A 24,827-nucleotide genomic window follows, 5' to 3' on the forward strand; every position below is an offset into this window, starting at 1 on the left:
CCCCTTACGTGCCGCAGAAGGTCCGGTAGGGACCGAAGCTCTCCGGCGCTGGCTCAGCATATCTTTCCAATCCCGGGCGTTCGTTGAACGGATCGGACACCGCCGCCAGCAACCGCTCCGCCGGTGCGGTGTCCCCCTCTGTTGCGGCGGACAGGGCCTCCTCCACCAGGTGGTTGCGCGGGATATAGATCGGGTTGACCCTGTCCATGGCATCGGCATCAGGCGCCAGGGCGCGCCACCGTTCCAGCCATGCATCGAACGCTGCCAAGTCCAGAATCATACCGCGAGAGGGTTCACCCTGCCCGCGGGCCGCTTCGCCGAGGCTGCGGAAGAACGAGGTGTAATCCGCGCGCGACTCCTGGACCAGCTCAAGAAGGTCATCCACCAGAGGTGAGGCAACGCCGTCGTCAATTCCCTCAGGCAGCCCAAGTTTGGCCAGCATGCCGCTGAACCATGTGGCGCTGTACTGCAGGCGGAACGCGTTCAGCGCCTCAACAGCAAGGGCCACCGCCTGCTCCTCGTCCTCGTGGATCAGCGGCGCGAGCGACTCGGCGAAACGGGCAAGGTTCCACTCCGCAACCAACGGCTGGTTGCGGTAGGCGTAGCGTCCCTGTTCATCAATGGAGCTGTAAACCGCCCCGGGATCAAAGCCATCCATGAAGGCGCACGGGCCATAGTCGATGGTTTCGCCGGAAACTGTCATGTTGTCGGTGTTCATGACGCCGTGCACGAATCCGACCAGCATCCATTGGGCCACAAGTTTCGCTTGGACCGATATGACGCTCTTGAGAAGTGCAAGGTAACGGTTGCTTTCCCCGGCCGACGACGGGTGGTGTCGTTCGATTGCGTGATCAGCAAGGCGGCGGAGCAGATCCACGTCGTTAGTGGCCCTGGCATATTGGAAACTACCTACGCGCAGGTGGCTGCCGGCCACCCGGGTCAGAACGGCCCCCGGCAGGAGAGTTTCCCGCTGAACCTGATGCCCTGTGCCGACGACGGCAAGGCTTCTGGTGGTGGGAATATTCAGGGCATGCATCGATTCACTCACGATGTACTCGCGCAGCATCGGGCCAACCGCTGCCAGTCCATCACCATTCCGGGCAAACGGCGTGCGCCCCGAGCCTTTGAGGTGGATATCGCGGAGCTTCCCGTCGTCGCCGGCGATTTCACCCAGCAGCAGGGCACGCCCATCCCCCAACCGGGGTGAGTACCAGCCGAACTGGTGACCCGAGTAGGCCTGGGCTACTGGGGTTGCTTCCTCCGGTAGGGCATTACCGATCAGCAGCCGAATGCCCTCGGGGCTCCGGAGAAAATCAGGATCAAAACCGAGTTCGACGGCGAGTGGCTGGTTAAGTGCCAGAAGCTGCGGGTCGGCTGCTTCCTCCGCCCGCCACGGAATGGCCAACTCCGGGAAGTCCCGGGCGAAAAACCCCTCGAAGGCGATGGTGGAACGTGCAACGTCACTCATCGCTTAATGATACCGATGCGTTTCAGGGTTGCCCGGTCGCAGTTACGGGCATCACCGCAAAGAGATACGACGACGGCGGTCGGTTCCGCCGCGTAGGTCCCGGTTAAGCCTGCGGTCGCCGTGGTAGAGAATCGATTCCCAGTCCACTTCCTCCGCGGTCTTTGGCACTACGAGGGACTCCGGCTTGCCGTTGGATTTGGGAGTCACGTATAGCCAGTTGATGGCACCGAGAAAGACATCCACCGCAGAATTCCAGATCCCGATGTATGCCTGGATGCAGGTCATTGCCAGGACGGCATTCAACGACGCGAAGGCTACGTTTCCCCAATTACCCTGCTGGGCGTCCCTCCAGATTGTCAGGATTGAGAACGCGACGATTGCGTACGGAATCAACACATAGATGGCCGGCGCAGCGGTCCGGTTCTTCACCTTGGGTGTACGGACAAAGGGGATCTTATCCCCCGTCAGCCCCTGTTGGAGAGACTTCAAAACACCGGCCAGGTTGACCGGGAGCAGGATGAGGTTGAAGCCGTAGATCCGGAAAATGTCGCTGAACCGGTGCCCGCAGTCGCGAAGGTCCGAACCCATGCACAGGAAGTACGGGAGGGCAGCGATGAAGACGGCCGGACTGAGCAGCCTGCTGTCGTAGGGGTAGGCCAACAGGAAGAGGAGTCCAAAGCTGGCCCACGTTATGGACGCCATATAGTTCACCCGCAGCAGCACTTCGCGGATGAGTATCCGTTGCCGTTGGCTGCGCCTATGGGACAGCTGGTTCCACAGCTTGGGAAGGATCAGCAACCCGCCGTTGGCCCAGCGCCGCCGTTGCACCACAAGTGAGCCGAAGTCAGGTGGTGTGGCGCTGTAACTCAGGCGCTCCGGATAATTCACGAGTTTCCAGCCATGGGTTCCCAGGTCGATGCTGGACTCGGTGTCCTCAATGACCGTGCGGTCCTGAATGTAGGTACGGATTTCGAACCCGCCCACTGTCTCCACTTCCACGATGTCTTCAAGCGCGCACTTGCGGATTATCGCGTTGGCTCCCACCCAGAACGTGGCACCGTAATAGGTCATGCCTTGGTGGAGAATGTGCTGGATGTCCGTTGTGGCGCCTGCGATTCTCTCGATCCTGGTGGGGGCGCCGCGGAACGATGAATACGGCGTTTGCGTCACCGCCACACGTTCATTGCCGGCAGACTCAAGGAAATAGACCAACCGCAGGCAATAGTCCCGCAGGAGCAGGGAGTCCGCGTCCAAAGTCAGCAAATATGTGCTGTCCGGAACCAGGAGGTCGTCCTCACGCGGAACCAGCGAAGGCCGCAGCACCACGCTTCCGGCAGTTTCTTCCCGGCGCCACCTTTTGCCCATGAGGGAGATGTAGGCATTGAGGTTCATGGCTTTGTTGGCCTCATGGGAGAGGCTGGCGTACTTCTTGCGCTCAAACGTCTCCGTGCGGACATTGAAAATCCAGGTGAGGCGAAGATAAAGCTGCTCCATGCGTTCCGGGCTGGGGGCAGCATTCTGGGCAGTGGCTGCTTTGAGCGCCAATAACACCAGGCGAAGTTCGCGCGCCAGTCCCATAATGACCAGGTCCACGAAGAATTCATCCACGTGGTCCTCAACCGTCTCGGCCTCAGCCATCGTCTCCAACCACTCAACGGCTGCCTCATACTCGCCGATCAGCAGCTGGAGTTCCCCGGTCTCATTGGCGCCTGAACCTTGCCTCTCCCTGAAGGCTGCAAGGGCTTTGTTGACCCGCCCTGCCGGAGCCGACATCGCGTCTTCGATGTGACCTGCCAACGCACGGGTTTGGTCAAGGCGTTGAATCTTCTCCGGCTCAGTGGGGTTGGGAGGGTCATCGAGCAACAACACCACTCGCAGATCCGGGAATTCCTGAAGAGCGGCCGACCACAGCGTTCCCCTCACAACCTGTGGTTCTTCGGCATAGGACGGCACCAAAACCGTCACGGCCTCGCTGTAATGGGCAAAATGGTTATCCAGCTCTCCGCGGGGTACCCGCCGGTGTTCCTTAAACCGATAGAGGGCTCCTTGCCGCGCCATGAGGTACATGAGGGCTGAGAAGGTCAGGAAAGTGACCACAATGAGGTAGGAAATCGATTCGAACCCGAATCGGAACCCGGAGTTTGGGTTGTCAACGAACTGCCGAATGATGGTGGAGACAACGTAATAAATCCACGCTCCCACCGTCACCAAAATAGCCAGCCTGCCGAGCACGATCTTTCGTGAAGAGGGCGTTGGATGAACAATTGCCAAGGGCTCGGAGCGACGCTCGGATCCCCACTGACGCTTACGTACGGCATTTTCCAGGCGCTCAGGGGGAAGCAAACCGGAATCCCGCGCAAGTTCAGGTGAAACAACCAACTGGTCCGTCATAGTTCCCCATCAGACTGTGACCGGGCCAAAAAGCCCGATGTCCGGTGAACGTCCGCCTTTTCGTAGCAAAAGCGTCGCCGATTGCCCTTATAGTAATCGATAACAGGTACCTTATGATTCGCGTGCAATCGACGGAAATCATTTGGACACTTTTAGGCTTTGTCAAGAGGCTAATAACATCCAGTCGCGCGCATTTCCAGTGTCAACGTTGGGGGATTTATGTCGAAACACTTTCCTGGGCGAAAGTTGTCCTGGATTCGGCTCTCCGTTCTTGTCGCTGTGATTGCGGCAGTGGTGGGCGCCGGCGTCGTTTCCTGGCGCACCTACACAGACACCCGGGCGGCCGCAGCCTCACCATCGGTCTTCACCGGATACGTTGATGTAACCGCGACCCCACGGTACGCATTCGAGCAACCAGCCACAGAAAACACCAAGTCAGTGGCGTTGGCTTTCATCGTGGCCGATGCGAAGGATGGGTGCACACCTTCCTGGGGATCCTTCTACAGCCTTGAAGCGGCCGCCACGGAACTGGACCTGGACCGGCGCATCGCCCGGCTCCGGCAAACCGGTGGAGACATCGCAGTCTCCTTCGGCGGGCTATCAAACCGGGAACTTTCCACCGCCTGCACTGATGACGCACGGCTGCAGCAGGCCTATTCGGCCGTGGTGGACCGCTACGACCTGTCCACCATTGACCTGGACATCGAAGGCACCGCTCTGGCTGACAAGGCTGCCATTGCGCGGCAGGCCAAAGCCATCACAGCTCTGCAGAAAGACCGGCAGGCGGAAGACAAGAACCTGTCCGTCTGGCTCACGCTCCCCGTGGCCCCAGCCGGGCTGACCGCTGACGCGACTGCCGCCGTCGCGCAAATGCTTGCCGCCGGAGTGGAACTTGCCGGCGTCAACATCATGACCATGGACTATGGCGAAAGCCGGGTTGCCGGGCAGTCCATGCTGCAGGCCTCCATCGCGGCGGCAGAAGCCACCCATGCCCAATTGGGTGATATCTACTCTGCCGCGCAACAGAACCTGGGTGCACAGACGCTGTGGCGCAGGATCGGCCTCACGCCCATGATCGGCCAGAACGACATTGTGGCCGACGTGTTCACCCTGGCCGACGCCCAAGGCCTTCACGACTTCGCGCAGGGCAAAGGCATCGGCAGGATGTCCATGTGGTCCTTGAACCGGGACGCCGAATGCGGGCCGAACTATCCCACCCTCACAGTAGTGTCCGACGCTTGCAGTGGTGTGGCGCAAGGCAGCACCCGGTTCTCCGACGTCCTGGGAGCCGACATCGACTCCAAGGTCACTGACGCCCCCAGCTCCGCGTTGCCCATCGGCACAACCACTGCCACGGCGATAGTGGACAACCCCGCCACCAGTCCCTATCCGATCTGGTCCCCCGTGGCCACCTACGTGCAATCAGACAGGATCGTCTGGCAGGGCAACGTTTACGAGGCCAAGTGGTGGACAAAGGATGACGTGCCCAATGACCCGGTCCACGACGGCGCCGCGGCGCCGTGGAAGCTGATCGGTCCGGTTCTTCCCGGTGACCGCCCAGCACCCGAAGTCACCGTTCCCGCCGGAACCTACCCGGCTTGGTCGGCCACCACCGTTTACCACAAGGGTGACCGGGTGATGCTTGACCAGCACGTCTTCGAAGCCAAATGGTGGGTCCAAACGCAGAGCCCTGAGGCGGCCCTGCAGGGTTCCTCCGACTCAGCGTGGATGAAACTCTCCAACGAGGAGATGGCCAAGTTGCTGGCGGGAGGAACGGCTAAGTAGCCGTCGGCAGGCTGTATTCTCTACTTGAGCCACGCCCAGCTGGCCCTTTTTTGGTTTGGAACCACACCCTCCAGGTGCTGAACCTTTCCGTTCCTGGGGGAACCATGAATTCTTCAGCGTCTGCGCTGACAACCCGACTGAAGTCTGTGGGACTGGCCATCACGGCGGTAGGGGCAGCATTTCTGCTGTCCTCGTGCACTTTCCTCACGCCTCAAGCTGCGCCTGCCACAAGCACGCCAGCACCAACCGTGGCTCCGGTTGAGCGAAGCACGGAAACCGCGACGGCGGCATGGGAAGTTGCGCTCGATCCCATCGGTCAGCCTGTGGTGGCCGACGGTGTTGCGCTGGTTTACGCCAAGAGCGCGGCAGGCGTTGCGGCCCATGCCATCTCTGTTGCAGACGGCAAAGAGCTGTGGACGCAGCCCGTTCATCCCGGGTACGAAGCACCTGGTGTCCCGCTGGAACCGGTTGTGACCAGGACTTCCACTGGCAAGAGCGCCGCGATCTTCCTGCAGGCGGCAACACCACCAGCCAATGACGGCGGCGTGGCATGGTGGACAGCCCCCGTAGCCTTTGACCTTGGAACAGGAAAGGAAATCTATCGCGGCAGGGAAGAGCTGGTCAGCACTCGTCCCTTCGCCTGCGACGATATCCAAGACATGTGCTTCATCGCCTTCGATGAATCAGCCCACACTGTGGAACATTGGGTGGACTTGGAATCCGGCGAGGAATCGGGTGGTCCCGACATCAACCCCCTCATCGGGAACTTCCGACCAGTGGGCAAAGAACTTTACTCGGTGGTGACGGACGGCGTCGAAAAGCTGGCCCACATCTCCTACGGCGAGGTGCTCTGGGAAGTCGGGATAGAAGAAATCTTTGGCAAAGGGGCCAACACCGGCATGGGCTGGCACTTCATCTACTCCGAAAAGCTGGACCTCTACGTTGGCTCCGTTGGAATGAACCCCACGGATCTCGCACCCGAAAAATTCTCCGAGCAAACCTTCTCACTGAACCTGCGCGAATCCACTAAGACCGTAGGCTTCCGGGCTTCAAGCGCCCGGGTTCTCTGGACATCGGAAGGATCGCAAGTTGAGTGCGCCAAGACAATTGGAACCACAGCCACCAAGTTGGAAGGGGGCGAGGCATTCCCTGTTCGGTGCGAGTACACCGAGGGCCACATTGAATTCCCCTCTGGAAAATATCGTGGTGGTCTATCAAAGTTGGTCGGCTACGATCCCCTCACCGGCAGTGCCGCTTGGGAAACCAAGGCGGTAGAAGTCCGGAGCTGGGGCGACTACGGCCTTTTGCCGTCATTAACCCCTGGAGACAGGGTTATTGCAGGCACCTTTTGGAGCGCAAACCTTTGGGACACCGCCGCCGGGAAATACCGTGGCACATCGTTCGAGGACGTGTTCGTCTGCCTCAAGGAGACGACGTACACCATGCCCCCTCGTGGCCCATACCAGGATGCTCCCGGCGCAGGATCTTTCTCAGCGTTCCCGTGTATCAAGGGCGGCACAGCCGTCCCGGCATTCACTTACGGTGCCCTCACCGACGTGAATACAACGGACAATGGCGTGGCCGTCATCTCCTTGGAAGGAAAAGTGGCCGGCTACAAGCTCCTGAACGGCTTTGTGTAGGGAATACCCGGGCAGCCCCTCAGCTTGGGCGGGACCGGCCGCGGCTAGCCCTTGAAAACCGGCGCGCGCTTCTCCTGAAAAGCCCGGAAGCCCTCGGCGTAGTCGTCGGTCTTGCACAGCCGGGCCTGCTCGGCGTTCTCCTCGGCCATGGATGCCCACAGGCCCAGGCGCTGGTCACGGATGTGGGCCACGAGTTCCTTGGATGCATTGAATGCTTCGGTTGCCCCGACAGCTACCCGCGAAACGATCTCCCGGGTCTCGTCAAGCAATACATCGGCAGGCATCGCCCTGCTGAACATCCCCTGGGCCACTGCTTCGGCCCCTGAGATGAGGTCGGCCGTGTAGATCAGGTCCAGGGTGCGGTGCATTCCGAGCCGCTCCGTAAAGTACCAGTGTCCGCCCGAGTCCAGCGTGGCCCCCAGCTTCGCAAAGGGAGAACCAAACTTGGCGTTCTCCGCCACGTACACAACGTCAGTGGCCAGCAACAACCCCAGCCCGACTCCCAGGCAAGCGCCGTGGGCGGCAGCGAATGTCGGCGTCGGGAAGGCGGCCATCTTCTTCAGCAGCGGCTCCACGAGGCCACCGAGGTAAGCCTGTGCGTCGTCGGTTTCCGGAGTCACGGCGGCAATGTCGCGGCCGGCACAGAAGGCGCGTCCCTCTCCGCGAAGAAGCAGCGCCCGCACCTCGCCACGTGAGGCGGCGGCAGCAGCGTCGTCGTACGCCTTATCCAGTTCGGCCAGCGCGTCCTCGTTGAGCGAGTTCAGCTTTTCGGGGGAATTGAGGACAATTTCGGCAATGCCGTTGGCAATGGAGAGCTCGATCATGGGACTCCTTAGACGTCGAAGTCGACGGTAACTTCTTCGCTGGTGGGGTGGGACTGGCAGGTGAGGACATAGCCTTTGTCCAGCTCGTCCTGTTCAAGGGCGTAGTTCTCGTCCATGGTCACCGTACCGGTGATCAACTTGGCGCGGCAGGTGCCGCAGACGCCACCGGCACACGCGAAGGGAACGTCCGGGCGAACACGAAGGGCCGCGTTGAGGATGGATTCGCGGGCATGGGTGGGGCTGGCGACGTCGCCGGTGAGGCCATCCAGTGTGAAGGTGATCTTGTACGTGTCCTGCGACTCGTCCGCCACAACAGGTCGGCCCGCGTTGCCCTCGGGACGATCCGGGCGGCCGGTGGTGAACAGCTCGAAGCGGACGTGCTCAGGCTCGACGCCGCGGGCAGCTAGGGTGTCGCGGCACAGCTGGACCAGTTCGAACGGTCCGCACAGGAACCACTCGTCCACATCCTCGGCACGGATGGCACTGCTGAGCAGTGCCTGCAGCTTCTCGGAATCAATACGCCCGGTCATCAGCGGCGCGATGCGCTGTTCGCGGGACAGCACATGGTGCAGCGCCAGGCGCGACGGGTACTTGTCCTTCAGGTCCGCCAGCTCCTCGAGGAACATCACGTCCATGGCTGCTTTGTTGGCGTAAACGAGGTCGAACGTGGTTTCCGGGTTGGCGGCCAGCAGCGTCCGCGCAATCGCGATCACCGGCGTGATGCCCGAACCGGCGGCGATGGCCACGAAGCTGCCGGGCTCCCCTGCCAGCTCCTCCGGGTGGTTCATGGAATTCATGACGTTGTGCTGGACGGACGAGCCGTCCTTGCCGTGGCGCGAAATGAACGCACCCTGCGGGCTCATGACATCCAGGACGTCGCCGGCCTTCAGTTCGGCGTTGGCCCACGTGGAAAAGATGCCGCCAAGGTCCTTCTTGATGGCCACCCGGATCTCGCTGCTGCCGTCCGCGAAGCTGCGCGGCTCTGCGCAAATCGAGTAGCTGCGGCGGACCTCGTGCGGCTCCCCGGCTTCGTCGGGAAGCGTGGTGCGCAATGCCACGTACTGGCCCGGAAGGTAGTCGTACTGGCCGGCCAGCTCGGCGGGAACACCGAACGTGACCTCAATGGCATCGTCCGTGAGGCGCCGGACTTCCGCGACGGTCAGGTTGTGGAAAGACGCACGACGGCGGCTGGCCGTCTGTGTTTCGGTGGTCATGGCTGCTTCCTTAGAGGACTTTGAAGTAGTCGAACGGTTCCTTGCAGTCCTGGCAGACGAACAACGCCTTGCAGGATGTGGAACCAAAGCGGGTGAGTTCCTTAGTGTTCAATGACGAACACTGCGGGCATTTCACGGCAAGGCTCAAGCGGACAGGACCGGAGTGGCCACCGGCCGCAGCCATGCCGGTGGGCGGGGCAATCCCGTACTCCTCCAGCTTGGCTTTCCCGGAATCCGTCATCCAGTCCGTGGTCCACGCCGGCGACAACACCAGGTTGATGTGCACGCTCGCGTAGCCTTCCTTCTCGAAGGCTGTCCGCAGATCGTCGCCAATGGCGTCCATCGCGGGGCACCCGGAGTAGGTGGGCGTGATGGTGACCTCGACGGCGGTACGTGAGGTGCCGCCGTCGTGCTTGGCCGTTGCTTCAGTCGGGGCTACCCGCACACCGCGCAGGATCCCCAGGTCCTCGATGGTGAGGACAGGGATCTCCGGATCGCAGACCGTGGACGCAATGTCCCAGGCCCGCTGCTCAGCGGTACGTTCCTGCGTCCGTGACTGCGTCGTCATGCTGGTCACCAGCTCGCGCCGGGGTGTTCGCGGGCAAGGACCTGCATTTCAGCAAGGATGTAGCCCAGGAATTCGGAGTGCTTGCCACGGCGGCCACCGCCCAGGGACTGCGGGACGCCGGGGATTTCCAGCTCGGCCTCGGCCATGATTTCCCCGGTGAGGCGGTCGAAACCAGCGCGGAGGCTGGAGGGCTGCACCGCGACGCCGGCCTCAGCCAGGCGGGTGGTGAGCTCATCGTCCTCGAAGAGTTCGTCCACGTATGGCCATACGAGCTTGAAGCCCTGGATGATGCGTTCGCGGGACTCCTCGGTGCCGCCGGCCAGGCGAAGTACCCACTGGGCGCTGTGGTCGCGGTGGTAATCCACCTCCTTGACGGCCTTCGCGGAGATGGCAGCGAGGGTGGCGTCGGTGGACTCCATGAGCTTTGTGTAGAGCTCGTACTGGTAGAAGCTCACGATGAACTGGCGGGCAATGGTGACTGCGAAGTCGCCGTTGGGCTGCTCAAAGAGGTGAGCGGAGCGGAACTCGTGCTCGCGGCGGAAGTAGGCGAGGTCGTCCTCGGACTTGCCCCAAGCGGCGCCGGCATACGTCAGGAACGACCTCGCATGGCCCAACTGGTCCAGGGCAATGTTGCCCAGCGCGATGTCTTCCTCCAGCTCGGGAGCACGGGAAATCCAGTGGCCCAGGCGCTGGGCGAGGATCAGGCCGTCGTCGCCGATGCGCAGCGCAAACTCTGCAACGTCCTCGCTGGGCTTGACCTGCCCGCGGCTGATTTCGAGGGCGATGTCTTCGGGACGCAGCGCATTGCCCGGTGTGATGCGGGTGGCGCTGGCGGAACCGTCGCCCGAAGCGCCGGCTCCGTGGACGCCCACGGAAATGTCCCCGTGGCCTTCGATGGCGAAGTCAGTGTCTTTGGTAGTCACAGGTGCTTCACGCCTTCGCTCTTGGTGTAGTACGTTGCGTGGCGGTAGTCCTTGCCCTGCGGGGACTCGAAGAAGGAGCCCTTGGAATCAGGATCGCTGGAGGAAATCGCCTCGGCCGGGACAACCCAGATGGACACGCCCTCGTTGCGGCGGGTGTAGAGGTCGCGGGCGTTCCGGAGAGCCATGGCGGCGTCCGGAGCGTGCAGAGAACCGGCGTGTACGTGGGACAGGCCTCGGCTGGAACGCACGAAGACCTCCCACAGGGACCATGGGGATTCCTGGTGCTCCTCAGTGGTGGCCGCAACCTTTGGGGCTTCGCGGTTGATTTCGCTGGAGGCGCTGCCCGGTGCTTCCGGGTTGCCGTGTGGGCTCATGCTGCGTGTTCCTTCTGTGCTTGCTTGCGGGCGTATGCCACTGCGGCTTCGCGAACCCAGGCACCGTTTTCGTGTGCCTCGCGGCGGCGCTCTACGCGCTGCGAGTTGCAGGGGCCGCGGCCGGCCAGGACTTCCTTGAACTCGTTCCAGTCCAGGGGTCCGTGCTCCCACTTCTTGGTTTCTTCGTTGAAACGGATGTCCTCGTCAGGCAGGGTCAGGCCGAGGACCCGGACCTGCTCCACCATCATTCCGACGAACCGGCTGCGCAGCTCGTCATTGCTGAAGCGCTTGATGTTCCAGGCCATGGACTGCTTGGAGTTGGGTGAATCGTCATCCGGCGGGCCGAACATCATCAGCGACGGTGCATACCAACGGTTCACTGCGTCCTGGGCCATCTGCTTCTGAGCAGGCGTGCCGTTGGCGAGTTCCAGCAGGATCTCGAAACCCTGGCGCTGGTGGAACGATTCTTCCTTGCAGATGCGCACCATCGCGCGACCGTAAGGACCGTACGAGGCACGGCACAGGGGCACCTGGTTGCAGATGGCGGCGCCATCAACAAGCCAGCCGATCGCCCCCATGTCTGCCCAGGAAATCGTGGGGTAGTTGAAGATGGACGAGTACCTGGCCTTGCCGGCAATCAGGTCTTCCATCATCTGGTCCCGGGACTGGCCCAGGGTCTCGGCGGCCGAGTAAAGGTAGAGACCGTGGCCGGCCTCGTCCTGGACCTTGGCCATGAGGATGGACTTGCGCTTCAGGCTCGGAGCCCTGGTGATCCAGTTGGCTTCCGGCTGCATGCCGATGATTTCCGAGTGTGCGTGCTGCGAGATCTGGCGCAGCAAAGTCTTGCGGTAAGCCGCCGGCATCCAGTCGCGCGGTTCGATGCGCGAGTCCTCCGAAATGATGCGATCAAAATACGCCTGACCGGCTGCCTCCCGCTCCTGCTCCTCCGGGGACAGCTCAGCGGGCACTGACTGCAGATTCTGCGATGCCATGGTTGCTCCTAATAAATTACCGACCGTTCGTTCAGAATATGCGGAGCGGGTGTTTTCAGTCAAGGTCCGGGTTCCTTTACCTCAACCTCACTTTCCGTTCATGGGCGCTCACAACAGTGGACGGCATGACTGACCTCACGCGCCGCACCCTCGTCAAGACGTCCCTCGCCGGCCTGGCCCTGACCGGCCTCGCCACCAGCGCCGCCCCCGCCTCCGCCGCCCCTGGATCCGCGGCTTCTGGATCCGCGGCCCCCTCCGCCATTCCCTTGGTCCGCAAGCGGCTCACGCTTCCCACCGGGATCGCCACCGGCGACGTCACCGCCGACTCCGCCGTCCTGTGGTCCCGCGCTTCCGGGCCCGGCCGGCTCACTGCTTTATTGCAGGCAGTGGACGAATCGGGCGAGATCCTGCGCGGCCGCAGCGGCTTCAGCCGCACCATCCGCGGTCCTTTGGCCAACGAAGCCAGCGACTTCACCGCCAAGATCCATGCCAAAGGACTCCCCGCCGGCACCCGCTTCGCGTTGGAACTGAACTTCGAAGACGGCAACGGTCCTGGCGAAGCACTTCGCGGCACCTTCCGCACGGCACCTGGCACTTCCATGGGAAAGCACGACGGCGGTACTGACGTCGCGCGCGGAGGCGGCAGGTCGTCGTCGTACTCGCAGTCCTTCGTCTGGACCGGCGATACCGCCGGCCAGGGCTGGGGCATCAACGAGGACCTGGGCGGCATGCGCGGCTACAAGGCCATGCACGCCACCAAACCGGACTTCTTCATCCACTCCGGCGACACCATCTACGCCGACGGCCCCATCGCCGCCACTGTGACCGAAAAGGACGGCCAGGTGTGGCGGAACATCGTCACGGAGGAAGTCTCCAAAGTGGCAGAAACCCTCAAGGAGTACCGCGGACGCCACCGCTACAACTCACTGGACGCCAACATGCGCGCCATGTTCGCCGACGTCCCGGTGATCGCTCAGTGGGACGACCACGAGACCACCAACAACTGGTACCCCGGCGAAATCCTGGACGACCCCCGCTATACCGAACGGAACGTCAATGTCCTCGCCGCCCGGGGCCGCCAGGCGTGGCAGGAAAACATGCCGATCGCCGACGCCGCGGCGCTCTGGCGCCCGGGATCGTACGACGCCGGCCAGTACCAGCCGGCGCGCATCTACCGGAAGATCCCACGCGGCCCGCAGCTGGACATCTTCTGCCTGGACATGAGGACGTTCAAATCCCCCAACACCGACGGCAAGGAACCCTACGCCACCAACATCCTGGGCCAGGAGCAAGTGGACTGGCTGATCAAGGAAGTCCGGAAGTCCAAAGCGACATGGAAGGTGATCGCCGCCGACCTGCCACTGGGCATCATCGTTCCTGACGGCGCCGTCAACCAGGAAAGCCTGGCCAACCGCGACCACGGAGCTCCTTTGGGCCGCGAGCTCGAGATCGCCGGCGTACTGAGCGCGTTCAAGAAGCACGGGGTCAAGAACACCGTGTGGCTGACCGCGGATGTGCACTACTGCGCCGCGCACCACTACTCCCCCGAACGCGCAGCCTTCACCGACTTCGATCCCTTCTGGGAGTTCGTGGCCGGGCCCATCAATGCAGGTTCCTTCGGGCCCAGCGAGATGGATGGGACGTTCGGCCCGGAGGTTCTGTTCGCCAAGGCGGGGCGTTTCGCGGGCGAGTCACCGCGCGACGGTGAGAACCAGTACTTCGGGCACGTGGACCTCGCCTCCGACGGCGTGTTTACGGTGAGCCTGCGCAACGCCTTGGGCTCCGTGATCTACTCAAAGGCCCTCATCCCCGAGCTCTGACCCAAGTAAGTAGCAGATCAGGCCGTTCTGAATCCGTCTCGTCAAAACGGCCTGATCTGCTACTCAGGAGGGGATTTCGGCGTATGCTCTCCTCAGCGCAGAGGCAAGACGCGTTGTTCGCTTTTGGTGGGGCCACTTTTGAAGGCAGGGGTTCAGTGGCAGGAGTGAAGCACGAGGTTCTTCCGGTGCGCTCGTCGGCACGACATGGTTGGCCGATCTTTTTAATACCGGTTGGGGTTTGCCTGGTATTGCTGGTTTTCGGGCTGGCAAGCGGAACAGGAACGACGACGGCGCAACTCGCCGGTGACCTGGCGATCCTTCTCGCTGCACTCACCGCGCTGACCACCCACACCCTCGCTGCCCGGAAACGACAGGACAACACAGCCGGCCGATGGTTCATCGTGGCAGGCTTGGCCGTATGGTGCGCCGGGCAAATCGTGTGGACCATCAACGGCATCACGCTCGACCACCATTACCCCTTCCCTTCCTTCGCTGACATCGGTTTCGTCTGGTATGCGCTGCCCACGTCCATTGGACTTGTGCTGCTGTTGAGGGGCCAGGGGCTGCGCACTTCACTGCGCCGCACCATCCTGGACGCCGGCGTGGTGGCAAGCTCCATGTTCTTCATCGCATGGAGCTCCGTCCTCGGATCCTTGGCAGCAACCACCGACCAAGACGCTTTTGCCCAGGCAACGCAGATGGCCTATCCCATTGCTGATGTGTTCATGGTCTCTGTGGTGATCGTCCTGACGATGCGCGCGGCCCGCGGCCGCCGGCTTCCCTGGCTGAGCCTGGGAATTGGCTTCTGGATCCTTGCCATTACAGACCTGGCCTATATGAACTTCACGCTCCAGGGCATCACGGGTGTCACGGGCTCCCCCCTGGCGCTGGGGTGGGTGTTCGCCTTCCTGCTGGTGGGGCTCAGCCCGTTGCTCCCGGAAGCGGACAGCACGCGCAATGATGGACGGGCCTACGCTGCCGCCCTTGAACTGCTCCCCTACCTCCCTGTGTTCAGCGCCGTGTTCTTCTCGCGCAGCCGTCCCATCGGGGAGGACCGCATCCTGCTGGTCACCGGACTGGTGGTGATTGTCTTCGTCATCGTCCGGCAGGTTCTGATCGTCGTCGAGAATGTGACGCTGACCCGCGACCTCGAGTCCAAGGTGGCCGAACGCACTGCCGAGCTGGAGGGGCTCGGGGCAATCGTCAACTCCTCCGGCGACGCCATCATCGGCGAAACACCCGACGGCGTGATCACCAGTTGGAACCCAGGGGCGGAGCGCATCTTCGGGTACCCGGCGTCGGAGGCAATTGGCAGGAAGGGCGACTTCTTCGTCCCCGCCGAGTTGATGGAGAAGGAACGAGGGGCGTTGGAAGCCACTGCCCAAAGTGGTGATGTTCAGAATTACGAGACACTGCGTAAGCGCGGAGACGGTGACGTTATTCCGGTGTCAGTGACGCTGTCTCCCGTCCGGGGCGAATCCGGCATCCGCGGCGTCGCAACCATCTCCCGGGACATCACCGAACGCAGGGCGGCCGAGAAGGAACTCCTCGCCGCACGTGAAGCAGCCCTGGAAGCAAGCAGGCTCAAATCCGAATTCCTGGCCACCATGAGCCACGAGATCCGGACTCCGCTCAACGCGGTAATCGGCCTGACGTCGCTCATGATGGACACGCCCCTGAGCGAGGGCCAGAGGCAGTACGCCCAGGGCGTCAAGGGCGCCGGTGAGGTCCTCCTGACCCTGATCAACGACATCCTGGACTTCTCCAAACTGGAAGCCGGGAAAGTGGACCTGGACGTCAACGCCTTCGACCCCAGGGCATTGGTGGATGAGGTGGCCGGGCTGGTTGCCGAAGCAGCGCAGGGCAAAAACCTGGAACTCATCTCCTACTGCCACCCCGACGTTCCGGAACGCCTGATGGGCGACGCCGGTCGGATCCGCCAAATCCTTCTGAACCTTTCCTCCAACGCAGTGAAGTTCACCCCGGCCGGCGAAGTCGAAATCCAGGTCTCCGTGGTCAGTCGGGACACAGAGAACGCCGCACTGCGATTTGAAGTCCGGGACACAGGCATCGGAATCAGCGCCGAAGACCATCACCGGTTGTTCGAATCCTTCGCCCAGGCCGATGCTTCCACCACGCGGCGGTATGGCGGCACTGGCCTGGGTTTGGCCATCTCACGTCGCCTCACCGAAGTCATGGGCGGCAGGATCGGACTTGAGAGCGAGCCGGGAACCGGCAGCAAATTCTGGTTCGTCCTGGAACTTCCCGTTGGCCCGGCCGCCTCGGACACGGGAACTTTGCCTGCCACGCTCGCCGGCCGCAGGGTGCTGGTGGTGGACGACAATGCAACCAACCGCCTGGTGCTGGAAAAGCAACTGGCCAGTTGGGGCATGCAGCCAGTGGCCGTTGCCGACGCCGCCTCAGCAATGGATGAATACCGCACAGCCGTGCTGACAAGCCACCCCTACGACATCGCCGTGGTGGACATGTGCATGCCCGATACCGACGGTCTTGAACTGGCACGCCAAATCAAGAGTGAAAACCAAGGTTCCGGAACGCCTGGGATCATCCTGCTGACCTCCACAATGCAGGTTGAAAGGGGCGACCTCGTCAGCGCGGGCATCCGGGAATACCTCACCAAACCCGTCCGAAGCTCAGAGTTCTACAACCGTCTCCTGCGCCTCATGGCCACCAGGACGGTGGGCTCCGCTGCCCCGACTGCTTCCTCCGAGATTTTTGCGACGGCCGAACCCGTACGGCGGCTGGGAAAACTGCTGGTTGCCGAAGACAACGAGGTCAACCAGTTGGTAGCCCGTGGCATGGCAAACAGGCTGGGCTACGACGTGGACATTGTGGATGACGGCGCCAAAGCCGTTACAGCAGCGCTGTCCGGGACATACGCAGCGGTGCTCATGGACTGCCACATGCCCGTCATGGACGGCTTCGACGCGACCCGGGCCATCCGGGCCCGCAACGGCCACTCGGCCCGGATTCCCATCATCGCCATGACGGCAGGGGCACTGAACGAGGACCGCGAGCGCTGCTTCGCTGCCGGCATGGACGACTACATCAGCAAGCCCGTGGACCTGGCCAAACTCGGGGAAGTTCTCATCCGTTGGGTCCCGGAGGTTGATGAAACGTCGACGGCGGTTGGCGGGTCGGCAGCGCAGGCTGCGGTGGGCGTCGCGCAAGAACCGGCGGAAGCACCGGCGTCGAGCGCTGTTATTCAGGATGCTGGTGTTCAGAACGCTGTAGTTTTGGACGCCGCGAGGCTGCAGATCCTGCGCGAACTTGGACCTGCCGACGGCTTGGGCCTCCTGCCGGAGGCTATCCGGGCGTTCCGGCAGGATGCGCAGATGGCCGTTGAAGCGCTGCGGTCTGCGCTGGCTGGCGAACAAGCCAGCGCTTTGGAAGCGGCCGCACACAAACTCGCCGGTGCTGCGTCCAACATCGGGGCCGCGGGCGCTGCAGCCCTGTGCAAGGATTTGGAACGGTTCGGTCGCGAAGCGGGGCCTGATCTGGCTACCCTCGGCACACCGGTATTGGGGCAGTTGCAGGCTGAACTCTCACGGGTGGACCTTGCCCTCGAACGCACTCTCCAAGGAGCTTCATGAAAGTCCTGATCGCCGACGACGACCAGATCTCCCGGATGATCACCAAGGCCGCCGTCGAGCAGTCCGGCCACGAGTGCATCGTGGCAGTGGACGGCGATTCGGCATGGCAGCTCTACCAGGATCACAGCCCCGAAGCCGTGGTGACCGATCTGATGATGCCCGGCCTCAATGGGCTGGACCTTTGCCGTGCTATCCGGGCAGCAGAGGAAGATACCTACACGTACATCATCCTGGTGACCTCCCATGGGTCGCGGAAAGACGTCCTGGCCGGCATGGAAGCCGGAGCCGACGACTATGTCACCAAGCCCCTGGACCCCTTCAGCCTGCACATCCGGCTCCTCGCTGCCCAGCGGATCACGTCGCTGCACGCGGACCTGGCCCGGTACCGCTCGGCGCTCACTGAGCAAGCCCGCACGGACCCCCTGACCAAGCTGAACAACCGGCTGAAACTCACGGAAGACCTTGGCCAGTTGCGCAGCCGCGAAGACCACGACTACTGCCTGGCCATGGTGGATGTGGACAACTTCAAGAGCTATAACGATATCTACGGCCACCAGGCCGGGGACGCCGCTCTGGTAGCGATCGCAACAACCCTCGCCCGCGAGGTGCGCAAGGCCGACGCCGTTTATCGCTTTGGCGGCGAAGAGTTCCTGCTGGTCCTCCGCGACGAATCGGTCTTGGGTGCCCGAACCGTCATGGAACGCGTTCGTTCCGCAGTGCACGACTTGCGCATCGAGCACTCCGGAGACCCCGATGGCGTCCTGACCATCAGCGCTGGCGTCTCCGCCTTCACGGATGGGCACCGCGCCGGTACCGAGCAACTCCTGCGGGAAGCCGACCTTGCCCTCTACGCAGCCAAGGCCTCTGGCAGGAACCGGGTGACCTTGGCCAGCGCCCTCCGCACGGAGTGATCTGGACGAGCTTGTTCCAATGTGCCAGTAGTGCCCGACTCACGATACGAGCCCAGCTTGGGTCAGCATGCCGTACTCAGAGTGTTCCGCGCGTTGACATTCCCGGTACCGGCCGGAAGCCGGTAATCACCTGAGTTGCATGCCGTGTTGTCCGTCATGGTCACGTAAGTCACCGGTCGCTCGAAGTCGACTGCCCCGCCGGTTGTTTTGATGTCGTTGTTCTTAAAGGTGTTCCCTACAACCTGAATGTGATGGATTTGCTTTGTGCCGTCGTAGTAGGCGTCGTGCAGCCCCCGAGGTGAACCCCAGACAGTGTTACCGGTGAGATTAATGTTGTAAACAACCCCGGATCCCCCAGCAAGGTCTATCCCGGCACCGTGCCGGCCTCCGCGAACAGTGTTATCCGCAATTCTGATGTCGTGAACGTCCTCATTGCCGTACGTGTGAACAGCGATACCATCGTCGCCGTCCGTGCCCTTGCGCTGGTCCACGACGTTGCCCACAATGTCGCCGTTAGCCGTATTCATTGCATGGATGCCGTCCAGTTCCACGTACTTACCGTTCGTTGCGGACTGGGTGCTGCTGTCCCTAACACACCACTTCAATCCGCCGACGAACGCGATTGAGTACGTAAACGGATTTTTCGTATGTACGCCTTGGACCAGGGAATTGGACGACTCACGCACGTCAATCACGTACTCATTGAGGCGGCCCGTGACGTTGCCGTTCAATGTGTCACCTGACTGGTCCGCTGTGAAGTTCGACAGGGTGGTATTGTCGGCGCCCGCCGTCGTCACGATGGGATATCCCCCAGCAGGTCCGGTGTTACCCGTAAATGAAGGACCCGCTTTCAGAATCGTTGCCGGCCCCGCACCTTCCAGCTTCACATTGCCCGCCATGCGAAGCTTGCCATTGATGACGAATGTGCCTGCAGGTAGTTTTACGATTCCGCCGCCAGCATTCCCGGCCGCATTGATCCTGCCTTGAATACTTGCCGTGTCATCGATGGCGTCATTTGGCGTCGCCGTGACGCTGTAAACGCTCGTCGCGCTGCTACCAGTGGCAAGGCTAAGGGAACAGGCAGACCCTGTGACACTGAGAGGCACCGCATTCTGAGCGGCCACAGCAGCGTTCGCATGGGCGGCGGTAGGGGTCACGGCGCACATGACCAGTAATGCTGCCCCTGTGGCCGTGAGGAGGCGAACGCCGCGTCCATGACGCCACCCAACGCGTGTCGGTAAAGATACTGGGGTTGGAATTGAACCTGTACCAACAGGTGAGAACGAATCGAATTCAGCAGGACCACTGTCTTTGGACACGCGTATAGTCTCCTATCAGATCTTCGGACTGGCCTCGTGGAGCCGTCCATTGAATGAGTACACGCAGTCTTGCGAACGTGACGTTACCGGTGAATGCCTTCAATAACTTCTTTGTAGTCTTCAAGAGCAAATCCGCTTCCCGCACGGTCGTCATCTTCAAAGAGGTTTTCTTCGAAGCCGAACAAGAACATCGCCATCCCGCATTCGACCGCATACCGCGGAGCAGTTCCCATCTGTTCAGCAAGGCTGTGCGACTCGGGCGAGCCGCCGGTGAACGGTGAATCGGGCGGTCCGGGGTTCTCCCCCACCAAACCGAGTCCTGCCCGCCGGGCCAGGGCGCTCGTATACCTGTGTGATGACCACGAGGAGACATCTCCCAACAGCACAACGTCATCGTCGCCCGGCCGACATTGGTCTTGCGGCGGAACAGCAGCCCGCGCCCGGACGTCCGACACATCGTCCAGTCCGGTGAAATCCACGTCCACCCCCGTCAACGTTGCCAGGACCGCGAACTGTGCAGCATAGTCCAACCCACGTTCCTGAGCGCCGTCAGGGTTGGCCCGCCCGTCCAAGCGACCTTTGACGGCTTCCGCTTTGTCAGCCGGCAGCACTCCACGGCCCGCGACCGGTACATGCACGCGCCCCTGAAATCCGAGCGTCCGCAACTCGCCTACCTGCCATGCCACCGCGTTGACAACAGATCCGGCGTACCAGTCCCACCACCTCTGCACCTGTTCGTCAGTGACGGATTTGCCGTGCCATGAACGGGAGCCCGGAACCCATCCCGGCATCGGAGACGGTGCCACCCCCTCAGCCAAACCAATACCGAACTGGGGAGCGTCACCAAACGCCCAGAATTCCTCGTCGCTGCCGCCGTCTTCGTTGCCACCGTCTTCGCTGCCACCGTCACCGTCACCGTGCCCCGGGTACCCCAGCTCACCGGTGGCGTTCGTACCGACACGGATGGCTGTGATGCCCTCGAAGCCCAGGTCCGATGCGACGCGGGCCAGGTACTTCCGTGCCGCGTCCCGCACCTCTGCACTGAAGACGAGCTCTGCCCCGGCATCCTTCGGCACGTCTCCGCCGCTGCCCTTCAGAACGCCCCCAGTAAGATCCCCTACCCAATCAGGAGGGTAGTGCAGCCCGGGAGACAGAATCACGCCCATGCCGGCTTGGCGGCAATCGTTCAGCCGCGCCCGCACCTCGTCAACATAGTCACGGTTCTCCTGTCCAGCTTCCGGCTGGTACCGATCCCAGGCCACCGGTAACTCCACCACAGAAACGCCGGCCTCATGGAGCGCTGCCAGCCGTTCTGGAGTACAGGTGCTCCCCAGGACTCCGAAAGTCATAGGCTCAGCTGCGTGATCGGGCTCCACGCTGCATCCCGCGATCACAGTGGTCAGGACGATGGAAAGCAAGAGAGTCGGAAGCAGGTGTCTCATGGATACCCACCCGTTACAGGAGGGAGTGTCAGGCCTCCGGCGACAGCGGCCTCCAACCTTGCCCGGTCCAACATCCACACAACAGTGTCACCGGACGTTGGACCAGTGAATGTGAAAACTGGTTGGGCGTTGTCCTGCAGCCAGCCCAAGAACTCCGGCGAAGCGAAACCGTACCCCTCACTCAGCGGTCTGCCCTGCGTCAAAACGTACTCGGCGCCTCCGTCCCGCAGGGATTGCAGCGAAGGCAACACCTCCCAATTCTCATGTGGCTGTAAAGCGAACTCTCCGGTGACCGATGTCAGAGCCACCTTTGAGGAAAGGGGCAGCTCGGCATTCATCCAGTCACGGGCACGCACCAGGCCGTCATCCACTACGGACCTTGCTTGAATACCGAGAAGAAGACTAAGTACGGCGACGATCGCAGCGAAAGCAATGACTGCCCCTCGAAGGCGTGGCCGCCATTTCACCACCATCACAGCGGCTATGGGTGTTGAAACCAGGGCGGCCAGCACCACACAGTAACCAAACTGTTCCTCTGCCGCCCCGAAAAACACGGAGTAGACGCCAACCAAACCGGTAATGATCGAAAACAGACCCATGACCCGCCGTCCCACCGACGGAGAAGCGGCGGCCACAACACCAGCCACAACGGAGAGCCCCAGAAGCATGTAGCTGGTACCGAACCGGCCGGCCATATCCATAAGTCGATCGGTCAGGCTGACACCCGGGACTGAATTGAAGCCAGTCATCTGGACAGCCCCAACCATTCTGAGGATGCCCACCGATTTTTGGTCCATGAACTGCGGAAACAGACCGGTGACAGCGATCAAGCCCAGATAGACCAGATACGGAACGATTGAACACGCGAGGATACGCAAAGCTGTTTGCAGGGGAACGGTTCTGCGCCAGACCACCGCGGCCAGCAGAGGGACCACCGTGAAGACTGCCGTCATGTCCTTCATGACGACGGCTAGTCCGAAGACCAACCCGGCACTGACTTCGATCCGCAGGCGCGCGCGTCCCCGCTCCCTGTTGAGTGCAATAAGGACCAGCAGCCACCCTGACAGCGCGGCCAAGCCCGCAGGGGTTTCCATCATCAGCCGCCCGTCCATGCGCAGGACAAATGGATCACTTGCCAGAATGACGCCAGCCAATGCTGCAGGTCCCACTCCCACCAGACGGCGCACCAACAGGAAGCAGACAACCGCTGTCATTGCTCCCAGGACGGAGTTGACCCAGCGCAACTGCAAAGCCAAATCCATGGCGTGACCTTCAAGGCCCAGCACTCGAATGACCAGGGCGTTGAGTGCATACGAACCGGGAGGGTGCAGGAAGAAGGGAGCGCCCGAGCTTGATGGCATGTGCCCATCAGCTACTTGTCGTGCGATGTCCGCGTAGGTTACCTCGTCAATAAACAGGTCGTTGGCCCGTTGAACACCGAACACCCGGAACACCAGGGCCAGTAGCCCCACCAGCAGCGCAACCCACCGGCTGCGCCGCAGGGCCCTCTGAGCCCTGCGGGCGGAACTCCGCGTGCGGCCCTCCGTCGGAAGTACTTCCAGCAGGTGAAGCGAATTCATGACTCCCCGTATTTCGAGGCAGGCGCTGCACTTCCGGGCACATAATAGATTTCCGGCTGCAGCGGAATCTCTCCGGCGGGGAACAATGCGTCAGCCTGCGACGCATATTGCCTGATCCGACCGGGTTTGGCGTCGAGTCCTGAGTCCCAAGTCCACGGCACAAATCCCATCTTCGCCATGTGCGTTTCATCGGGCCCGGCCACAAGGTCATAAGGAAAATCCGAGTACATCACCAAGCTCTCCGGATGGCCTTTGCCAACCTCCCGGGTGATGAGGTGGTCCACATGCTTCCCCACTCCCGCAGGGCAGAAGAGAAGATCCGCTTTGGTCTGCGCCATGAGCACGGCAATGTTGCTCCGGAGTTGGCGGATAAGCCCCTGGTCACCCCGGGAAACCCTGCCCAACGCGATGTCGAACCGGTAAGTGGGGTAACGATGGGTGAGTTCCGGCAGGAGTCTTTCCCACGCGCTGCTGCCTAACATCGCCGGCTTGCGCCGGCGTCGGAAAAGCGCGTCCACTTCGCCGAGGTGAATTGACTGGACTCCCATGTCCTCCAGCACAGCCCGGTCCTCCGACTGCCTGGCCACGAAGAGTTCCCCTGCGTCCGGTATGGCGCATTGGCGCATGAAGGACCGTGCCGCGCGCGTGTGGGGTGACGGCATGGCCTCCGTGAACAGCGTGGCCACGATGATCTCGCGCCCCTGTGCTTGAGCTTCGATCAGCGCCCCGCAGGACAGCACTGCATCATCCAGATGGGGTGATAGGAAGAGCCACGGCGCGTCGCCTGCCATGGACCGCTCAACGCGTGATTCGAGCAGCATTTCAAGCCCTTTCCGGGGAGAGGGCCCATTGCCGTTTGGGTCGGGGTTCATTCAGTTCGCCGAGAGCTGTGTTGTAAGCCCCTGCCTGCAAGTCGGCGAGCGCATCCCAGTTGTAGTCCGCGGCAAACTCCCGTCCCCGTGCGGCGACGTGTTCCAGCCCCTCCTGCTGGTACCTTCGGACAATTTCCTCTTCCAAGGCTTTGACGTCGAAGGGCTCCACGAGCCACCCGGTTCCCCGTGGGACGACCTCCCGCAGGCACGGAATGTCGAAGGCAATTACCGGTGTGCCTGCGGCCAGGGCGTCGATGGCTACCAACCCGAACGTCTCGTGCCGGGATGGCACCACCATCAGCCGGGCGCCACTGATGGCACCAAATTTCTTGTCCCCTGAAAGCCACCCAAGAAACTGCACGCGCTCAGAAAGACCGGCATCCTGAATGGACGCACGCACCCTTTTTTCGTCTGGGCCCTTCCCCGCAATCAACAGGTTGCCATCTACTCGGCGGCACGCTTTGGCCCAGGCTTCCAGCAGAAGGTCCAAACCCTTGTATTCGTACTCCAGGCGCCCGACAAACAGCACATCATTCCCGTGCCGGGGTTGGGTGTTCCATATACCGGGATCCACTCCATTGCCGATGATGTCCACATGAAGGGCTGGGTTCAGTTCCTTCAATCGATCGCTGATTCCCTGCGAAACAGAAATGAGCCTGCGGTGCCTCCGGACGCCCAACCGCTCTATCCAGTGCAGCGGTAGTTTGTACTGCCGTGCTTTGTCCTTGGCATGGAGCCATTGGACCACTCCGATGGTTGGACGCTTGGTCCAGAGTGGTGCGGCCATGGTGGAAAACGGAGCGAAGAAATCCTCCACAACCAGCTCAGTAGCTGCCCGGCGCTTGTGGACTTCAAAGGGCAGTCGGACAACATAGGCCACCAGCCTGGTCAGACGGTTGCCGCCTGTTCCGAAGCCAATCGGCACATAGTGCACACCGTCCTCCACGCGTTCCTTCCAGCCCGGGTATCGGGTGGTCAGCACGGTGACATGGAAGTCTTTGGCAGCCAGGCGGCGGTTGATCTCGTGGGTCCGCACAGATCCTCCACCCGCCCCAGGCATACGCGGATCTTCAAAGCCCAAATGTAAAAC

At 62.0% G+C, this 24,827-nt stretch carries 18 protein-coding genes; 5 read left to right on the top strand and 13 right to left on the bottom strand.

The genetic code is table 11. The features are described 5' to 3' along the window. Positions 1-4: 4 nt before the first annotated feature. Both J3D46_RS22260 and J3D46_RS22265 read right to left on the bottom strand, forming a co-directional pair. Positions 5-1,468: a YdiU family protein gene (locus J3D46_RS22260; protein WP_253468908.1), complete on the bottom strand. Its 1,464-nt coding sequence runs from the start codon at positions 1,466-1,468 to the stop codon at positions 5-7. A 51-nt stretch (positions 1,469-1,519) separates the two neighbouring features. Then, positions 1,520-3,859: a glycosyltransferase family 2 protein gene (locus J3D46_RS22265; RefSeq protein ID WP_253468910.1), complete on the bottom strand. Its 2,340-nt coding sequence runs from the start codon at positions 3,857-3,859 to the stop codon at positions 1,520-1,522. A 219-nt stretch (positions 3,860-4,078) separates the two neighbouring features. On the opposite strand from J3D46_RS22265, the gene J3D46_RS22270 reads away from it, so the two are divergent. Together J3D46_RS22270 and J3D46_RS22275 are read left to right on the top strand one after the other, a co-directional pair. Then, complete coding sequence (locus J3D46_RS22270) at positions 4,079-5,644, top strand: chitinase (RefSeq protein ID WP_253468912.1); 1,566 nt, start codon at positions 4,079-4,081, stop codon at positions 5,642-5,644. Positions 5,645-5,748: 104 nt separating this feature from the next. Continuing rightward, positions 5,749-7,284 carry a hypothetical protein gene (locus J3D46_RS22275; protein WP_253468914.1) on the top strand — a complete coding sequence of 512 codons (1,536 nt, stop codon included), beginning with the start codon at positions 5,749-5,751 and terminating at the stop codon, positions 7,282-7,284. 44 nt (positions 7,285-7,328) lie between these two features. Here the strand turns inward: J3D46_RS22275 and J3D46_RS22280 are convergent, their stop codons facing one another. Genes J3D46_RS22280 through paaA form a run of 6 tightly spaced genes read right to left on the bottom strand, consistent with a single transcriptional unit; the run spans position 7,329 to position 12,179 of the window. After that, entirely contained in the window at positions 7,329-8,108 is a 780-nt protein-coding gene (locus J3D46_RS22280) for an enoyl-CoA hydratase/isomerase family protein (protein WP_253468916.1), read from the bottom strand. An 8-nt stretch (positions 8,109-8,116) separates the two neighbouring features. After that, a complete protein-coding gene (gene paaE / locus J3D46_RS22285; protein WP_231342000.1) occupies positions 8,117-9,322 on the bottom strand; it encodes a 1,2-phenylacetyl-CoA epoxidase subunit PaaE in 1,206 nt (401 codons plus the stop codon). Between the two features lie 10 nt (positions 9,323-9,332). Continuing rightward, positions 9,333-9,890 carry a 1,2-phenylacetyl-CoA epoxidase subunit PaaD gene (gene paaD / locus J3D46_RS22290; protein ID WP_253468918.1) on the bottom strand — a complete coding sequence of 186 codons (558 nt, stop codon included), beginning with the start codon at positions 9,888-9,890 and terminating at the stop codon, positions 9,333-9,335. Positions 9,891-9,895: 5 nt separating this feature from the next. Beyond that, a complete protein-coding gene (paaC, locus tag J3D46_RS22295) occupies positions 9,896-10,813 on the bottom strand; it encodes a 1,2-phenylacetyl-CoA epoxidase subunit PaaC (RefSeq protein WP_253468920.1) in 918 nt (305 codons plus the stop codon). Beyond that, positions 10,810-11,187, bottom strand: coding sequence for a 1,2-phenylacetyl-CoA epoxidase subunit PaaB (paaB, locus tag J3D46_RS22300; RefSeq protein WP_231342012.1), 378 nt, complete (start codon positions 11,185-11,187; stop codon positions 10,810-10,812). The genes paaC and paaB overlap by 4 nt, the downstream gene beginning before the upstream one ends. After that, on the bottom strand, positions 11,184-12,179 hold the full coding sequence (gene paaA, locus J3D46_RS22305) for a 1,2-phenylacetyl-CoA epoxidase subunit PaaA (RefSeq protein ID WP_231342014.1): 996 nt from the start codon (positions 12,177-12,179) through the stop codon (positions 11,184-11,186). Before paaA ends, paaB begins: the two co-directional genes overlap by 4 nt. A 125-nt stretch (positions 12,180-12,304) precedes the next feature. On the opposite strand from paaA, the gene J3D46_RS22310 reads away from it, so the two are divergent. The 3 genes from J3D46_RS22310 (at position 12,305) to J3D46_RS22320 (ending at position 18,524) form a co-directional block, all read left to right on the top strand. Further along, positions 12,305-13,999 carry an alkaline phosphatase gene (locus J3D46_RS22310; protein WP_253468922.1) on the top strand — a complete coding sequence of 565 codons (1,695 nt, stop codon included), beginning with the start codon at positions 12,305-12,307 and terminating at the stop codon, positions 13,997-13,999. A gap of 248 nt (positions 14,000-14,247) precedes the next feature. Next, on the top strand, positions 14,248-17,613 hold the full coding sequence (locus J3D46_RS22315) for a PAS domain-containing hybrid sensor histidine kinase/response regulator (RefSeq protein WP_253468924.1): 3,366 nt from the start codon (positions 14,248-14,250) through the stop codon (positions 17,611-17,613). Continuing rightward, positions 17,610-18,524, top strand: coding sequence for a diguanylate cyclase (locus J3D46_RS22320; protein ID WP_253468926.1), 915 nt, complete (start codon positions 17,610-17,612; stop codon positions 18,522-18,524). Before J3D46_RS22315 ends, J3D46_RS22320 begins: the two co-directional genes overlap by 4 nt. A gap of 62 nt (positions 18,525-18,586) precedes the next feature. On the opposite strand, the gene J3D46_RS22325 is transcribed toward J3D46_RS22320, so the two are convergent. The 5 genes from J3D46_RS22325 to J3D46_RS22345 all read right to left on the bottom strand — a co-directional run bounded on the left by J3D46_RS22325 (position 18,587) and on the right by J3D46_RS22345 (position 24,773). Then, complete coding sequence (locus tag J3D46_RS22325) at positions 18,587-19,843, bottom strand: glycosyl hydrolase family 28-related protein (RefSeq protein ID WP_253468928.1); 1,257 nt, start codon at positions 19,841-19,843, stop codon at positions 18,587-18,589. A gap of 83 nt (positions 19,844-19,926) precedes the next feature. Then, positions 19,927-21,285 (bottom strand): glycoside hydrolase family 5 protein, encoded by a 1,359-nt coding sequence (locus J3D46_RS22330; protein WP_253468931.1) that lies wholly within the window; start codon positions 21,283-21,285, stop codon positions 19,927-19,929. Continuing rightward, positions 21,282-22,865 carry a glycosyltransferase family 39 protein gene (locus J3D46_RS22335; RefSeq protein ID WP_253468933.1) on the bottom strand — a complete coding sequence of 528 codons (1,584 nt, stop codon included), beginning with the start codon at positions 22,863-22,865 and terminating at the stop codon, positions 21,282-21,284. Before J3D46_RS22335 ends, J3D46_RS22330 begins: the two co-directional genes overlap by 4 nt. Then, positions 22,862-23,686, bottom strand: coding sequence for a PIG-L deacetylase family protein (locus J3D46_RS22340; RefSeq protein ID WP_231340462.1), 825 nt, complete (start codon positions 23,684-23,686; stop codon positions 22,862-22,864). Before J3D46_RS22340 ends, J3D46_RS22335 begins: the two co-directional genes overlap by 4 nt. Before the next feature lies 1 nt (position 23,687). Beyond that, positions 23,688-24,773 carry a glycosyltransferase gene (locus J3D46_RS22345; protein WP_253468935.1) on the bottom strand — a complete coding sequence of 362 codons (1,086 nt, stop codon included), beginning with the start codon at positions 24,771-24,773 and terminating at the stop codon, positions 23,688-23,690. Between the last annotated feature and the right edge of the window lie 54 nt (positions 24,774-24,827).

It is taken from the genome of Paenarthrobacter sp. A20, from assembly GCF_024168825.1.
In the GTDB taxonomy this organism is placed as follows: domain Bacteria; phylum Actinomycetota; class Actinomycetes; order Actinomycetales; family Micrococcaceae; genus Arthrobacter.

Excerpts from the sequence above, each read along its gene's own strand:
- J3D46_RS22320 (WP_253468926.1), top strand. The coding sequence starts at position 17,610 with ATGAAAGTCCTGATCGCCGACGACGACCAGATCTCCCGGATGATCACC.
- J3D46_RS22260 (WP_253468908.1), bottom strand. The coding sequence starts at position 1,468 with ATGAGTGACGTTGCACGTTCCACCATCGCCTTCGAGGGGTTTTTCGCC.
- J3D46_RS22265 (WP_253468910.1), bottom strand. The coding sequence starts at position 3,859 with ATGACGGACCAGTTGGTTGTTTCACCTGAACTTGCGCGGGATTCCGGT.
- J3D46_RS22340 (WP_231340462.1), bottom strand. The coding sequence starts at position 23,686 with ATGCTGCTCGAATCACGCGTTGAGCGGTCCATGGCAGGCGACGCGCCG.
- paaD (WP_253468918.1), bottom strand. The coding sequence starts at position 9,890 with ATGACGACGCAGTCACGGACGCAGGAACGTACCGCTGAGCAGCGGGCC.
- J3D46_RS22335 (WP_253468933.1), bottom strand. The coding sequence starts at position 22,865 with ATGAATTCGCTTCACCTGCTGGAAGTACTTCCGACGGAGGGCCGCACG.
- J3D46_RS22330 (WP_253468931.1), bottom strand. The coding sequence starts at position 21,285 with ATGAGACACCTGCTTCCGACTCTCTTGCTTTCCATCGTCCTGACCACT.
- paaB (WP_231342012.1), bottom strand. The coding sequence starts at position 11,187 with ATGAGCCCACACGGCAACCCGGAAGCACCGGGCAGCGCCTCCAGCGAA.
- J3D46_RS22270 (WP_253468912.1), top strand. The coding sequence starts at position 4,079 with ATGTCGAAACACTTTCCTGGGCGAAAGTTGTCCTGGATTCGGCTCTCC.
- J3D46_RS22275 (WP_253468914.1), top strand. The coding sequence starts at position 5,749 with ATGAATTCTTCAGCGTCTGCGCTGACAACCCGACTGAAGTCTGTGGGA.
- paaA (WP_231342014.1), bottom strand. The coding sequence starts at position 12,179 with ATGGCATCGCAGAATCTGCAGTCAGTGCCCGCTGAGCTGTCCCCGGAG.
- J3D46_RS22310 (WP_253468922.1), top strand. The coding sequence starts at position 12,305 with ATGACTGACCTCACGCGCCGCACCCTCGTCAAGACGTCCCTCGCCGGC.
- J3D46_RS22280 (WP_253468916.1), bottom strand. The coding sequence starts at position 8,108 with ATGATCGAGCTCTCCATTGCCAACGGCATTGCCGAAATTGTCCTCAAT.
- paaE (WP_231342000.1), bottom strand. The coding sequence starts at position 9,322 with ATGACCACCGAAACACAGACGGCCAGCCGCCGTCGTGCGTCTTTCCAC.